The 14,126-nt window shown below is 37.8% G+C and carries 15 protein-coding genes; 14 read left to right on the forward strand and 1 reads right to left on the reverse strand.

Going from position 1 to position 14,126, the window contains the following annotated elements:
- The first annotated feature begins 19 nt into the window (after window positions 1-19).
- Genes purM through purD form a run of 4 tightly spaced genes read left to right on the forward strand, consistent with a single transcriptional unit; the run spans window position 20 to window position 4,455 of the window.
- Complete coding sequence (gene purM, locus FC27_RS00575; protein WP_010623636.1) at window positions 20-1,054, forward strand: phosphoribosylformylglycinamidine cyclo-ligase; 1,035 nt, start codon at window positions 20-22, stop codon at window positions 1,052-1,054.
- Window positions 1,051-1,620, forward strand: coding sequence for a phosphoribosylglycinamide formyltransferase (purN, locus tag FC27_RS00580; RefSeq protein ID WP_010623635.1), 570 nt, complete (start codon window positions 1,051-1,053; stop codon window positions 1,618-1,620). The genes purM and purN overlap by 4 nt, the downstream gene beginning before the upstream one ends.
- 9 nt (window positions 1,621-1,629) lie before the next feature.
- Window positions 1,630-3,177 carry a bifunctional phosphoribosylaminoimidazolecarboxamide formyltransferase/IMP cyclohydrolase gene (purH, locus tag FC27_RS00585; RefSeq protein ID WP_010623634.1) on the forward strand — a complete coding sequence of 516 codons (1,548 nt, stop codon included), beginning with the start codon at window positions 1,630-1,632 and terminating at the stop codon, window positions 3,175-3,177.
- Window positions 3,178-3,192: 15 nt separating this feature from the next.
- Entirely contained in the window at window positions 3,193-4,455 is a 1,263-nt protein-coding gene (purD, locus tag FC27_RS00590) for a phosphoribosylamine--glycine ligase (protein WP_010623633.1), read from the forward strand.
- A gap of 57 nt (window positions 4,456-4,512) precedes the next feature.
- On the opposite strand, the gene FC27_RS00595 is transcribed toward purD, so the two are convergent.
- Window positions 4,513-5,151, reverse strand: a complete 639-nt coding sequence (locus FC27_RS00595; RefSeq protein ID WP_010623632.1) for a lysophospholipid acyltransferase family protein — start codon at window positions 5,149-5,151, stop codon at window positions 4,513-4,515.
- A 45-nt stretch (window positions 5,152-5,196) separates the two neighbouring features.
- Between FC27_RS00595 and FC27_RS00600 the strand changes: the two genes are divergently transcribed.
- The 10 genes from FC27_RS00600 to FC27_RS00645 all read left to right on the forward strand — a co-directional run bounded on the left by FC27_RS00600 (window position 5,197) and on the right by FC27_RS00645 (window position 14,094).
- Window positions 5,197-5,919, forward strand: a complete 723-nt coding sequence (locus FC27_RS00600) for a tRNA1(Val) (adenine(37)-N6)-methyltransferase (RefSeq protein WP_010623631.1) — start codon at window positions 5,197-5,199, stop codon at window positions 5,917-5,919.
- A complete protein-coding gene (locus tag FC27_RS00605; protein WP_010623630.1) occupies window positions 5,912-6,181 on the forward strand; it encodes a GIY-YIG nuclease family protein in 270 nt (89 codons plus the stop codon). The genes FC27_RS00600 and FC27_RS00605 overlap by 8 nt, the downstream gene beginning before the upstream one ends.
- Before the next feature lie 140 nt (window positions 6,182-6,321).
- Window positions 6,322-7,116, forward strand: coding sequence for a 30S ribosomal protein S2 (rpsB, locus tag FC27_RS00610; RefSeq protein WP_010623629.1), 795 nt, complete (start codon window positions 6,322-6,324; stop codon window positions 7,114-7,116).
- Window positions 7,117-7,172: 56 nt separating this feature from the next.
- Window positions 7,173-8,051, forward strand: coding sequence for a translation elongation factor Ts (gene tsf / locus FC27_RS00615; RefSeq protein WP_010623628.1), 879 nt, complete (start codon window positions 7,173-7,175; stop codon window positions 8,049-8,051).
- A gap of 171 nt (window positions 8,052-8,222) precedes the next feature.
- On the forward strand, window positions 8,223-8,951 hold the full coding sequence (gene pyrH / locus FC27_RS00620; protein ID WP_010623627.1) for a UMP kinase: 729 nt from the start codon (window positions 8,223-8,225) through the stop codon (window positions 8,949-8,951).
- On the forward strand, window positions 8,952-9,512 hold the full coding sequence (gene frr / locus FC27_RS00625; RefSeq protein WP_010623626.1) for a ribosome recycling factor: 561 nt from the start codon (window positions 8,952-8,954) through the stop codon (window positions 9,510-9,512).
- Between the two features lie 20 nt (window positions 9,513-9,532).
- The gene (locus tag FC27_RS00630) at window positions 9,533-10,276 is read left to right on the forward strand and encodes an isoprenyl transferase (protein WP_029508101.1); all 744 of its coding nucleotides are present in this window, start codon (window positions 9,533-9,535) and stop codon (window positions 10,274-10,276) included.
- Between the two features lie 17 nt (window positions 10,277-10,293).
- A complete protein-coding gene (locus tag FC27_RS00635; protein WP_010623624.1) occupies window positions 10,294-11,088 on the forward strand; it encodes a phosphatidate cytidylyltransferase in 795 nt (264 codons plus the stop codon).
- Between the two features lie 19 nt (window positions 11,089-11,107).
- On the forward strand, window positions 11,108-12,376 hold the full coding sequence (gene rseP, locus FC27_RS00640; protein WP_010623623.1) for an RIP metalloprotease RseP: 1,269 nt from the start codon (window positions 11,108-11,110) through the stop codon (window positions 12,374-12,376).
- Window positions 12,377-12,387: 11 nt separating this feature from the next.
- Window positions 12,388-14,094, forward strand: coding sequence for a proline--tRNA ligase (locus tag FC27_RS00645; protein WP_010623622.1), 1,707 nt, complete (start codon window positions 12,388-12,390; stop codon window positions 14,092-14,094).
- Window positions 14,095-14,126 lie beyond the last annotated feature (32 nt).

The following is a 14,126-nucleotide window of genomic DNA, read 5'->3' on the forward strand; positions in this document are numbered from 1 at the left end:
ATTTTTAAAGGAGAAATCAATGGTCAATCCATATGAAGCAGCGGGCGTCAACGTCAATTCTGGATATGAAGTATCCAATTTTGTTAAAAGTAACTTAGCTAAGGATAAAGCTAAATCCAGTAATATTGGTAATTTTGGTGGGGTCTATGAGATACCTGAAGGATATCGACACCCTGTCCTCGTTTCTGGTAATGATGGTGTTGGAACAAAATTGTTGCTCTCGATCGAAGGAAAAAAATACGACACAGTCGGGATCGACTGCGTCGCAATGTGTGTTAATGATTTGTTGGCTCAAGGTGCTAAGCCACAATATTTTCTTGATTACATTGCAACTGGAAAAATTGATAGCAAGATCAAGAAAGTCTTAAAAGGTATTTTATTTGGTTGTGAATTAGGACAAGTTGATCTAGTCGGTGGTGAAACTGCTGAAATGCCTGATATGTATAGTGAAGCTGATTATGATTTAGCGGGCTTTGCTGTTGGTATTGCTGAAAAAGATGATTTGCTAGTTAAAGAGCAGGTCAACTCAGGCGATACTTTAATCGGTATCCGTTCTAGTGGACTCCATTCGAATGGCTTTTCACTGATTCGCAAGATATTTTTTAAAGATAATCATTTCAATTATGAGACTCATTTAGAGGAATATCCTGATGAGCGTTTAGGAGATTTGTTGTTAGAGCCTACGCGTATTTACACTCAGGAAATTGTACCTTTGTTGGACGATAAATTGGTCAACGGTATATCTCACATCACTGGTGGTGGATTTTATGAGAACATCCCTCGGATGTTGCCAGATGATTTGGCAGCCAGTATCGATCTTGATACTTGGGAATTGCCGGAAATATTCAAATTAGTTCAAAAATATGGCCAACTTGAATTAGCTGATAGGTATCACATTTTCAATATGGGTGTCGGGATGATCTTGGCAGTCGATCCGAAAAACGTTTCAAACGTTCTGAAAAAGTTAAATACTCATGAGCGTCAAGCTTTTGAGATTGGTGAAGTAGTTAAACGTCAAGACCAACCACTGATGCTTGAAGGAGGAAATTTATGAGAGTCGCAATTTTTGCCTCAGGCAATGGGACCAATTTTGAAGCTTTAGCTGGTGACCGTGAACTCTATTCAGCTGGGTTAGAGATTGCACTGCTTATTTGTGACCAACCCAAGGCCAAGGTGATCGAACGTGCTCGTGAAAAAAATATTCCTGTCTTTATCAATCAACTGAAAGATTATCATGATCGTAATGCATATGAACAGGCAATCGTTGATCGATTGGCTGACGAAAATATCGATTATTTATTGTTGGCAGGGTATATGAAAGTTATCACCGAAACCTTGTTGTCGGCCTATCCAGAAAAGATCATCAATATCCATCCATCAAAATTGCCCAAATATCCAGGTTTAGATTCTATTGAGCGTGCTTTTGAAGCACACGAGAAAGAAACTGGAGTCACGATTCATTATATTGACTCTGGAGTCGATACTGGCCCGATCATCGTTCAAGGAAATGTACCAATTTACGCTGGTGATAGTTTGGCAACTCTTGAAGAACGGGTCCACGCAAAGGAACATGAATTATATCCGCAAGTCGTTTTAGAATTACTAAAAAAAATAAAATAGGTGAAGAAAATGAAGAATGCGTTGATTAGTGTCTCAGATAAAACTGGAATCGTTGAATTTGCACAAGGTTTGATCAAAACCGGTTATTCAATCATCTCAACTGGTGGAACATATAAGAAACTGCAAGAGAATGGTATTTCAGTTACCGAGATCGATGAAGTTACTGGATTCCCTGAAATTTTAGATGGTCGCGTCAAGACTCTTCATCCAAAAGTCCACGCTGGCTTATTGGCAAAACGTTCTAACAAGGAACATATGGCGACTTTGGAAAAACTAAATATCAACACGATCGATTTAGTATGTGTCAATCTTTACCCATTCAAAGAAACAATTTCTAAAGGTGATGTAGCTTTACCAGATGCTATCGAACAAATCGATATCGGTGGTCCTTCAATGCTACGTTCAGCTTCAAAGAATTTTGAAAGTGTATATGTAGTAACTGATCAACATGATTATGCTGACGTTTTGGAACAAATCAGTAGTGAGGGAACAGATCAATTAGCTTTCCGTCAAAAATTAGCTGCCAAGGCTTTCCGCCACACAGCCGAATATGATGCCATTATTTCAAGTTATTTAACTGACATTGCTGAGATTGAATTCCCAGAAACTAAGACAATTCCATTAGAATTTAAGCAATCGCTTCGTTATGGTGAAAATTCTCATCAAAAAGCTGCCTTTTATCAAAATTCACTGCCTACAAATTACTCGATTGCTTCAGCTAAACAGTTACACGGTAAGGAATTATCTTATAACAATATCCGTGATGCTGATGCAGCTATCAAGATGGCCTCAGACTTCGATCAACCCTGTGTAGTGGCATTGAAACATATGAATCCTTGTGGTCTCGGTGTGGATGATGAAGATATTTACCAAGCTTGGCAAAAAGCTTATTCTGCAGATAAAATCTCCATCTTCGGCGGCATCGTTGTAGTAAATCGTGAAGTTGACGAAAGGATCGCCAATGAGATGCACAAGATTTTCCTTGAAATCGTTATTGCACCTAGTTTCACTGATAAAGCTTTGGAGATTTTGGAAAGTAAGAAAAACATTCGTTTGTTGACGCTTGATTTCAGTCAATCTAAGGATGCTGATAAGTTTGAATTCACTTCAGTTCTTGGTGGGATGTTAGTTCAAGAACGCGATACAGTGATTGATAGTTATGATGACTTTAAAGTAGTTACAAAGAAGCAACCAACTGCTGAAGAAAAGAAAGCCTTGCTGTTTGCTCAAAAGGTTGTAAAACACGTCAAGAGTAATGCCATCACTGTAACAACGACTGATATGACCCTTGGAGTTGGTGCTGGTCAAATGAATCGGATCGGTTCTGCTAAAATTGCTATCGAACAAGCTGAAGAAAATGGCAATATCAAGGTTCCATTCGTAATGGGATCTGACGCCTTCTTCCCAATGGATGATTGTGTGAAATTTGCTGCTGAACATGGCATTACCGCTATTATTCAACCAGGTGGCTCCATTCATGATCAAGATTCAATTGATATGGCTGACAAATATGGAATTGCTATGGTCTGCACAGGTCGTAGACATTTCAAGCATTAATCCGAGGAGAAGATAATGAAAATATTAGTCGTAGGATCTGGTGCCCGAGAAGATGCGATTTGCCAAGCTTTGCAAAGAGCTGATCGTTTCAATGATATCTTTTGTGCTCCGGGCAACCCAGGAATGAAGTTATTCGATATTCAAACTATTGGGATCAATGAATCAGAATTTGAAAAATTGGCCGATTTTGCCTTGGATAATGATATTGATTACACCATCGTTGGTCCAGAAAAGCCATTGGTCGAGGGAATCGTAGATTATTTCCAATCGCGAGGTTTGAAAATATTTGGTCCTAACAAGGCCGCTGCTCAAATCGAAGGATCCAAAACATTTGCCAAAGATTTGATGGCTAAAGCCAACGTTCCGACAGCTTTTTTTCAAGAATTCACTGATTTTGGCTTAGCAATCGAATACATTGAAAAGAAAAATCAGTTTCCAATCGTTATTAAGGCTAATGGTTTAGCCAGTGGGAAAGGTGTCTTCATTGTTAATGGTTTAGATGAGTCGATCAATATTTTGCATAAATTGTTGGAAGACCATCAATTTGGTACCAAGAAAGTCATTATTGAAGAATATTTAGTTGGTGAAGAATTTTCTCTGATGGCTTTCGTCAATGGGACCAATTTTTATCCAATGCCGATTGCCCAAGATTACAAGCGTGCTCTGGACAATGACAGAGGGATGAACACTGGTGGTATGGGAGCAGTTTGTCCAGTGGATAATATAGACAGTGATGTTGTCTACCAAGCATACAAGGATGTATTAAAACCTTTCATTAAGCAAATGGATACTGATGGAGTTAGTTATACAGGAATCCTTTATGCTGGTTTGATTTTGACCACTAATGGTATCCGCGTGATTGAATTCAACGTCCGTTTTGGTGATCCAGAAACTGAGGTTGTCCTACCAAGGCTGGAGTCAGACTTCTCAAAAGTCATTGCTAACTTACTAGATAATGTAGATATCGATGATATCAAATGGCGTGACGAAGGGATCGATTTAGGTGTTTTTGTTGCTAGCAAAGGGTATCCAATCGAACCAGAGATTGGTTTACCAATTGGTCAAAAAATCGCCTTTCAGGACACTCATTTGAAAATTGATTTTGCAAGTGTATCTGAAAATGGAGATCAATTATTCAGTAATGGTGGTCGATTGTATCTAGTTACCTCACATGCTAGAAATCTTCAAAATGCACAAGATAAGATTTATTCCTTTTTAGAAACTGTCAAAAATGAGAATGTGTTTTACCGTCAAGATATCGGTAACAATGCTAAATAAAAAAGCGTACTTTCTTAACTAGACCAATTTAACTAGTTAATGAAAGTACGCTTTTTATTAATCTTCAAATTCTTTTTTATTTGGATCTGGGATATACTTGAAATCTGGGTCGATTTTATTATCGATTTCTTTCCAAGCTGTTTCCATATCTTGGTTGACTTTATTGGTTTGTTCATCGTCTAATTTTGCTTTAAAATTAAAGTCGATTTCCGGGCCAATCCCAATCGTGATTTTTTTATGTTTCAAAAAGTCAGAAAAAGTTGTTGGTCCTTGATAAACGAAGGGAACCAATGGTGCTTTTGACATTTTGGCGATCAATGAGGCACCGCCACGTAATTTTTTCGAATATCTAGTTCCGGAAGGGAACATAATCAAAATTTGCCCTTTATTTTTTAGAGCCTTGACCGGTCTTTTGATCACGGAAGGTCCAGGATGTTTTCGGTCAACTGGAAAAGCGTGAGCATGATTTAAAATATAACGCAAAATTGGATTTTTGAAGAGTTCGATCTTAGCCATAAAAGTTGCTTCACGAGGCGAGATAGCCAGTGCAAAATATAAAGGCTCCCACCAGGTACGATGCGGTGCAACAATAATGTACGGTTTGTCAGGTAAACTTTCTTTCCCAACGACCTTGTATCGACCATTGGCTACCCAAAGAACAAAACGAGCAACTTGGCGAATAAATTTATAAAACATGGATTATTTTCCCCCAGTAAGTTTTGAAATATGTATAGGTGAAAGATGAAAAAAATAACAAAGGATATTATAGCAAATAGCGGTATCGTAATAAATCAAGATAAAAGTTTGTACTCATTCAATTTGGATACGGTGCTACTTTATGATTTTTCAATCCCAGCCAAAAGAGGCAAGATTGTCGACCTCTGTTCAGGTAATGGTGCGATAGGTTTAAGCCTGGCTGCTAAGACGAAAGCGAAAATCTATCTAGTTGAACTACAGACACAACTGTCAAAATTGGCTGAACAGAGCATCAATGAGAATAATTTACAGCAACAAGTCGAGTCTATCAATGATGATTTAAAGAATGTGCAAAAATATATTGCCCACGATACGGTGGATACGATTGTTTGTAACCCACCATATTTCGCTAAAAATGAGACTACAAAGATCAAAGATAACCCAGTGTTAGCAATTGCTCGACACGAATTAAAGACTGATCTCAATCAAATTCTACACATGTCGATGATTTTATTAAAAGAAAATAGTCATTTATTTTTAGTTTATCGACCAGATCGGTTAGCTGAGCTATTAAAAAAAATGGTCGAGAACAAATTGCAACCTAAACAAATTCGGTTTGTAAGAACTCATGCTAATTCAGAAGCTAATCTGTTATTAGTTGATGCCATTAAGACTAATCATTCAGCATCATTAAAAATTTTACCAGATTTGGTAATGTATGATGGTGATTCGTTGACTGGGGAGGCTAAAGAAATACTACATGAGTAATACGGGATATTTTGTTTATATTTTACTGTGTGCAGACGGGACTTTCTACACAGGAACGTCCAATGATGTTAAAAAACGGGTGGCTACTCATAATCGTGGTCAAGGTGCTAAATACACTAAAACTAGGCGACCGGTCAAATTACTTTATTCGGAAAAATTGATCGACAAATCGGCTGCTTTAAAACGAGAAATTGCCATCAAAAAATTATCCCGTCAGCAAAAGGAAGGATTATTGACGGCTAATGGAATTAGTTGGAAATAGCTATTGCTTTAAGAGCTATTATCCACTATAATACTTAGCTGTATTAAAAATACACACACTTAATGATTCGATTGACGGTGCGCAAGAGCGTTTTAGTCGAATGAGATTTAAGTGGAGGTAAAAACCAGGAGGAAATTTTTATGTCAGTTATTTCTATGAAACAACTTCTTGAAGCTGGTGTACATTTCGGTCACCAAACAAGACGTTGGAACCCTAAGATGAAACCATTCATCTTTACACAAAGAAACGGTATCTATATCATCGATCTTCAAAAGACAGTTCGTATGATTGATGATGCATACAACTATATGAAGGCCGTTGCTGGTGATGATGGTATCTTCTTGTTTGTTGGTACAAAGAAACAAGCACAAGATTCTATCGAAGAAGAAGCAAAACGTGCCGGTCAATACTATGTTAACCATCGTTGGTTAGGTGGTACTTTGACAAACTGGAACACAATCCAAAAACGTATTAAGAGATTAAAGGAAATCAAAGCAATGTCAGAAGACGGAACTTTCGAACGTCTTCCTAAGAAAGAAGTTTCATTGCTTGAAAAACAAGAAGCTAAACTTGAGAAGTTCCTTGGCGGTATCGAAGATATGCCAAGAATTCCTGATGTTATGTTCATTGTTGATCCACATAAAGAAAACATTGCTGTTAACGAAGCTAAAAAATTAAATATTCCTATCGTTGCTATGGTTGATACAAATACAGACCCTGACGATATTGATGTTATTATCCCATCAAACGATGATGCTATCCGTGCCGTACGTTTGATTGTTTCAACAATGGCTGATGCTATTGTCGAAGGCAAACAAGGTGAAGAATCAGTATCAGCTGATGATTTCGCTAAAGATGACGCAAAAGATGGAGACAAATCCATTGAAAATGTTGCCGAAAACGAAGATAATAAGAGTGCTAACGATAACAAATAATTAGATTTTGAGAGTCATCTGTAAAGATGGCTTTCTTTATGACTGGAGGATAATTAATGGCTGCTAAAATTACTGCTGCTCAAGTTAAAGAATTACGTGATAAAACAAGTGTTGGTATGATGGATGCTAAAAAGGCATTGGTTTCTGCTGACGGAGATATGCAAAAGGCTATCGATGAACTTCGTGAGAAGGGTATCGCTAAAGCTGCTAAAAAGAGTGATCGTATTGCTGCTGAAGGATTGGCACATATCGAGATCTCAGGCAACAAAGCTGCTATCATCGAAGTTAACTCAGAAACAGATTTTGTTTCATCTAACGACAAATTCATCAATCTCGTAAACGAAATTGGTAAAGCTATCGTTGAAAATGAACCAAAAGATATGGATGCTGCACTTGCATTGAAGGTTTCTGAAGGTACTATCCAAGAAGCAATCACTGGTTTGACTGCCGTTATCGGTGAAAAAATCACTTTGAGACGCTTCAAGGTACTTGATAAGACTGACTCACAAGTATTCGGTTCATACCTACACAATGGTGGTTTAATTGCTGCTGTTACTATTCTTGAAGGTTCAGATGAGGAAGCTGCTAAAGATGTTGCAATGCACGTAGCTGCTATTAATCCTCGTTACATTGATCGTGATCACGTTCCTAGTGACGTGCTTGATCATGAAAAAGAAGTCTTTACTGAAGAAACAAAAGCTGAAGGTAAGCCTGAAAAGATCATTCCTCATATCGTTGAAGGAAGAGTTAACAAGTTCCTTTCAGAAATTAGTTTAGCTGATCAAGAATTCGTTAAGGATTCAGACTTGACTGTTCAACAATATGTTGAATCTAAGAAGAGTAAATTGGTTGATTACGTTCGCTTTGAAGTTGGCGAAGGTATTGAAAAACCAAAAGAAGACTTCGCTCAAGAAGTTAAAAATCAGATGAAATAGTCATCTATTTGGGGGATCGCTTAATTCTTATGAATTAGGCGGTCTTTTCTTTTACCTTTTTTCACGCAACAAGCTTTTACATAAGGCTATTTTCGTGTAAAATTAAAGTTTGGTAAACATAAATTGTTTTTATGTTAAAATGTTAAATAGCAAAATTAAAGGAGTGCACTTATGCCTGACATTAAATATAATCGAGTTATCCTAAAAGTTTCTGGTGAGGCTTTAGCAGGAGACAAAGGATTTGGTATTAATCCGCCAGTAATCAAACAAGTTGCTGAACAGATCAAAAGCATTCATGAATTAGGCGTTCAAGTTGCTATTGTTTGTGGTGGCGGTAATATATGGCGCGGTGAAACAGGCGCTGAAATGGGTATGGACCGTGCTCAAGCTGACTATATGGGAATGATGGCTACCGTTATGAACGGATTGGCTTTACAAGATGGTTTGGAACAATTAGATGTTCCAACACGCGTTCAAACATCAATTGAAATGCGTCAAGTGGCTGAACCATATATTCGTCGTAAGGCCGTTCGTCATCTTGAAAAGGGTCGAGTAGTGATTTTTGCTGGTGGTACTGGTAATCCATACTTCTCTACAGACACTACCGCTGTATTACGTGCTGCAGAAATTGAAGCTGATGTTATCTTGATGGCTAAAAATAATGTTGACGGTGTTTATTCAGCTGATCCAAAGAAAAACCCAGATGCTAAGAAGTATGATGAACTATCACAACTTGATATTATTAACAAGAACTTAGGTGTAATGGACTCCACAGCTTCATCCTTGTCAATGGATAATAATATTCCATTGATTGTCTTCAATTTGAACAAAGCCGAGAACATCAGAAAAGTTGTTCAAGGTGAAAATATTGGAACAATTATTAAAGGTGGTACAAAATAAATGAGTGAGAATATTGCAGTTTCTAAATCAAAAGAAAATATGAAAAAAACTATCGAAGTTTTGAACCGTGAACTAGCTAACATTCGTGCTGGTAAGGCTAACGCTTCGATCTTGAGTAATGTCCAAGTTGAGTATTATGGGACAATGGCTCCCTTGAACCAAGTAGCCTCAATCAATATTCCTGAAGCCAGAGTTCTATTAGTTACTCCATATGACAAATCAGCTTTGGATAATATTGAACATGCAATCAATTCAGCCGATCTAGGTTTGAATCCAGCAAATGATGGTGACGTTATTCGCTTGGTCATTCCACAACTAACTGGTGAGCGTCGTCAAGAAATCGCCAAAAAAGTTGGTAAAGAAGCTGAGGATGCTCGTGTAGCAGTGAGAAACGTTCGTCGTGAGGGAATGGACTCAATCAAAAAGCAACTTAAGAATAGTGATATCACAGAAGATGGATTCCATGACATCGAAGACCAAATTCAAAAGGTTACTGACGAGGCTATTGCTAAAGTGAACGAATTAGCAGAAGCAAAAGAAAAGGAAATTACTGAAGGATAATTCCTTCAAACAATCGAATTATGACAGAAAATAATATTGATGGGCAGAATAACAACCTTAGGGTGCCAAATCATATTGCAATAATCATGGATGGTAACGGCCGCTGGGCAAAAAGAAGTGGTCAACCAAGGATTGCCGGTCATAAAGAGGGAATGAACAATGTTAAACGCATTGCGATTGCTGCCAGTGATTTAGGTGTTAAAGTATTGAGCTTGTATGCTTTTTCAACTGAAAATTGGAAGCGCCCAAGTGCGGAAGTTAGTTTTTTGATGAAACTTCCGGTTGATTTTTTCGGTGTCTTTATGCCCGACTTGATCAAAGAAAATATTCGTGTTGTCATTACAGGATTCAAAGATAATCTACCTGACAAAACTAGAAAAGTCGTCGATAAGGCTATTGCTGATACCAAAGATAATACAGGTATGGTATTAAACTTTGCCTTTAATTATGGTGGTCGAGCTGAAATCGTCAACGCAACAAAAATAATAGCTCGAAAAGCGATTGCAAAAGAATTAGACCCAGAAGATATTGATGAGAAGGTATTTTCTGACGCTTTGTTTACCCATGTTTTGGGTGAATATTCAGATCCAGATCTCTTGATCAGGACTAGCGGTGAAGAACGGATCTCAAATTTCCTATTATGGCAGATGGCCTATACGGAAATGGTCTTTGACAGCGCTTATTGGCCAGATTTCACATCTGACAATTTAGTAAATGACATTAAGATCTTCAATGACAGAGACCGAAGGTTTGGTACTGTTTAACAATTTGGGGGAAAATTATGAAACAACGTGTTATAACTGCAGTTATAGCGTTGGCAATATTTATCCCGATTCTGCTTGCGGGTGGAGTCTGGCTTGAAATTGCTGCTGCTGCGTTAGCAATGGTTGGTGTTTTTGAGATTTATATTATGCGAAAGCGTATAATAGTATCAATCGACTTCTTGCTAACGATTTTAGGAACTTTGGCACTGGCCGTTCCGGTTAATTTTTATCGAGGCTGGTTGCCGAATGGTTTTAACAGACTAGATATTTTATATATCTTCGTCGTTTTATTATTGATGGTGACGGTATTTACAAAGAACAAATTTAACTTTGAAGATGCTTCGATTTCGGCGATAACTATGGTTTACGTCGGAATTGGTTTCCATTATTTGGCATCCGTCAGAAATTCCAAAGCTGGATTAGGCTTATTGATTTTTGCCTTGATCGTTGTCTGGTCTACTGATATCTTTGCCTATACTTTCGGAAGAAAAATCGGTAAACATAAATTGTGGCCAGCTATTAGTCCCAACAAGACATGGGAAGGAACCATTGCTGGTATCATCTGTGTCTTGATTTTTTCAGGGATCTATATGATTTTTGTCCCACAAAAGTACCCAATGATCAATATGTTGATGATTGCTTTTGTGCTTTCGATTTTTGGACAAATTGGCGACTTAATTGAATCAGCTTATAAGAGATTCTATAAAGTTAAAGATTCAGGAAACATTTTACCAGGCCACGGTGGTATTTTGGATAGATTTGATAGTATGCTTATAGTATTACCCATGTTACACATATTCGGACTAGTCTAATCGCTTCGTGGAGGTTAAAATGACCGCGATAATAACATTTATAATAGTTTTTGGTATCTTAGTGATCGTTCATGAATTTGGACATTACTATGCTGCTAAAAAATCAGGAATTTTAGTACGTGAGTTTTCAGTCGGTATGGGACCTAAAATTGTTGCCTACCGCAAAAACAGTACAACTTATACATTAAGGCTTTTACCACTAGGCGGATACGTCCGGATGGCTGGTTCTCAAGAAGATGATTCTGAGATCAAGCCAGGGACGATGTCTTCTTTAGTGTTGAATGACGAACGAAAAGTAACTAAAATCATCACTTCTAGTAAAGTTTATGATCCAAACGGTGTGCCGGTTCAGATTTCAAAAGCCGATCTAGTGGATGATTTAGCAATTGAAGGCTACGAAAATGGTGACGAATCAGTTACTAAACATTTTGATGTCGATCATGATGCAACTATAGTTGAAGAAGATGGGACTGAAGTTCAAATCGCTCCTCGTGATGTTCAGTTGCAGTCAGTTTCTGTATGGAAACGAATGATCACCAATTTTGCCGGACCATTCAATAACTTTTTGTTAGCAATCGTTGCTTCGATCATTGCAGCTTTCATGATGGGTGGAGTTTCAACCAATTCAAATCAACTGGGCCAGATTCAATATGGTAGTGTGGCTCAAAAAGCTGGACTAAAGCAAAATGATACGATCACATCGGTTCAAGGAAAGAAAGTTAGTGATTGGGTCGATCTTACCACAGCAATTCAAAATCGTCCCGGTAAAAAGACCGATTTAGCCGTTAAATCAGGTCAAACAACTAAGCACATAACCGTTGTTCCAAAGACCGTGAAAAGTAGTGGTCAGAAGTATGGACAATTGGGTATTATGGCTCAAGTTGATTCAAGTGTTTCTGCAAAATTAAAATATGGATTTACTTATAGTTTCCAAGTCACTAAACAAATATTTGCTGCTTTAGGCAAAATGGTTACCGGCGGATTCAACATTAATCAGTTGGCTGGGCCAGTTGGTATTTATTCTATGACTTCTAAAGCATCTTCGTTGGGGATCATTTATGTCATCCAATTTACCGCTATGTTATCGCTTAACCTAGGGATAGTTAACTTGATCCCAATACCTGCTTTAGATGGTGGAAAAATCGTGATGAACATTATTGAAGCAATTAGACGAAAACCAATACCAGAAGAGTACGAAACAGTAGTCTCATTGATTGGTGTAGGTATTTTAGTCGTCTTAATGGTCGCAGTTACTTGGAACGATATTCAAAGATTCTTTATTAAATAGGGGGAACCACAATGAAACAATCTCAAATGTATATTCCAACTTTGAAACAGACACCTTCAGATGCTGAAGCAGTTAGTCATCAGTTAATGCTACGTGCTGGCTATATCAGACAAGTTTCAGCCGGAGCATATGCCTTTCTGCCTCTAGCCTGGAACGTGGTTAGAAAAATTGAGGATACTATGCGGACTGAGATGGAAAATATTGACGCTGTCGAGATGAGAATGCCATCTATTTTGCCAGCTGATTTGTGGAAGGAAAGTGGCCGTTACGAAACATACGGTGATAATCTTTTTAAACTTAAGGATCGTCATGACCGTGAATTCGTTTTAGGTCCTACCCATGAAGAAACTTTTACAAGTATTGTTAAAGAAGATTTAAATAGTTATAAGAAATTGCCAATTGTTTTATATCAAATGCAAGCTAAGTATCGTGATGAAGATCGTCCTCGCTATGGTCTACTTCGTGGTCGTGAATTCTATATGAAAGATGCTTATTCATTTACTGCTAATAAAGAACAATTGGATGTCGTCTTCAATCAAATGGAAAGTGCTTATCGGAATATTTTTGATGCCTTTGACTTAAATTATCGGATCATTATCGGTGACGCTGGTCCAATGGGTGGTACTGACTCAAAAGAATTTTCAGCTATTGCTGATATTGGTGAAGATACCATTGCTTATTCTGATGAAAGTGAATACTCGGCCAACTTAGAGATGGCTGCAAGTAAGATCAAGCAACTTCCAGCTGAAGAACATCAACCAATGAAAATTGTCGATACTCCTGATGTTCATACCATCGAAGCGTTATCTCAATTTCTTGACGTTGATCCTGCCAAGATCATGAAGGCCGTTGCTGTCATGGCTGATGATCAACCAGTTTTGGTTATGATTCGTGGCGACTATCAAGTTAACGATGTTAAATTGAAAAATCTTTTGAAGGCTGATTTCCTTGTTGAAGCAACTCCAGAAGAAGTAGCTGATGTCTTTAAGAGTGTGCCTGGATTCATCAGTCCAATGAACATGAGTGACAAGATCAAAGTTGTTTATGATAGCTCACTAGAAGGATTGGATAATTTTGTCCTTGGAACAAACCAAGCTGATAAGCATTACGTCAATGCTAATTTTGAAGACCTTCAAAAAGACCCCGTTAAATTCAATGATGTTCGTGTCGTTAAAGAAGGAGAACAATCACCTGATGGAAAAGGAACGATCAACTTTACACGTGGGATCGAAATTGGTCACATTTTCAAGCTAGGTACAAAATTCTCTAAAGATCTTGGTGCTAACTTCCTTGATGAAAATGGTAAATCACAACCTATTATCATGGGTAGTTATGGTATTGGTATTTCAAGATTGCTTTCCGCAATTATTGAACAACACAATGATGAAAATGGTATTGTTTGGCCAGCTAATTTGGCACCATTCCAAATTCATGTTGTTCCTATCAAGTATAAAGATGATACTCAAAAGAAGCTTAGTGACGAAGTCGTTCAATTACTCAAAGATCAAGGCTATGATGTCTTGTTAGACGATCGTAATGAACGTCCCGGCGTTAAGTTTGCCGACTCAGATTTGATTGGTATTCCAATTCGGATCACAGTTGGGAAAAAGGCTGCCGATTCAATCGTTGAATTGAAGTTGAGAAAAACTGGTGAGACGATCGAAGTCAATAAAGATGAATTAGTTAATTCAGTAAAAATATTGCTTAAGAATCAGTAATGAGGCTTAGGCCTTTTTTTATTTATGAAAGG

It is taken from the genome of Companilactobacillus versmoldensis DSM 14857 = KCTC 3814, from assembly GCF_001434295.1.
GTDB lineage: Bacteria > Bacillota > Bacilli > Lactobacillales > Lactobacillaceae > Companilactobacillus > Companilactobacillus versmoldensis.

Coding starts and splice junctions, on each gene's coding strand:
- purM (WP_010623636.1), top strand. CDS start 20: ATGGTCAATCCATATGAAGCAGCGGGCGTCAACGTCAATTCTGGATAT.
- purN (WP_010623635.1), top strand. CDS start 1,051: ATGAGAGTCGCAATTTTTGCCTCAGGCAATGGGACCAATTTTGAAGCT.
- purH (WP_010623634.1), top strand. CDS start 1,630: ATGAAGAATGCGTTGATTAGTGTCTCAGATAAAACTGGAATCGTTGAA.
- purD (WP_010623633.1), top strand. CDS start 3,193: ATGAAAATATTAGTCGTAGGATCTGGTGCCCGAGAAGATGCGATTTGC.
- FC27_RS00595 (WP_010623632.1), bottom strand. CDS start 5,151: ATGTTTTATAAATTTATTCGCCAAGTTGCTCGTTTTGTTCTTTGGGTA.
- FC27_RS00600 (WP_010623631.1), top strand. CDS start 5,197: ATGAAAAAAATAACAAAGGATATTATAGCAAATAGCGGTATCGTAATA.
- FC27_RS00605 (WP_010623630.1), top strand. CDS start 5,912: ATGAGTAATACGGGATATTTTGTTTATATTTTACTGTGTGCAGACGGG.
- rpsB (WP_010623629.1), top strand. CDS start 6,322: ATGTCAGTTATTTCTATGAAACAACTTCTTGAAGCTGGTGTACATTTC.
- tsf (WP_010623628.1), top strand. CDS start 7,173: ATGGCTGCTAAAATTACTGCTGCTCAAGTTAAAGAATTACGTGATAAA.
- pyrH (WP_010623627.1), top strand. CDS start 8,223: ATGCCTGACATTAAATATAATCGAGTTATCCTAAAAGTTTCTGGTGAG.
- frr (WP_010623626.1), top strand. CDS start 8,952: ATGAGTGAGAATATTGCAGTTTCTAAATCAAAAGAAAATATGAAAAAA.
- FC27_RS00630 (WP_029508101.1), top strand. CDS start 9,533: ATGACAGAAAATAATATTGATGGGCAGAATAACAACCTTAGGGTGCCA.
- FC27_RS00635 (WP_010623624.1), top strand. CDS start 10,294: ATGAAACAACGTGTTATAACTGCAGTTATAGCGTTGGCAATATTTATC.
- rseP (WP_010623623.1), top strand. CDS start 11,108: ATGACCGCGATAATAACATTTATAATAGTTTTTGGTATCTTAGTGATC.
- FC27_RS00645 (WP_010623622.1), top strand. CDS start 12,388: ATGAAACAATCTCAAATGTATATTCCAACTTTGAAACAGACACCTTCA.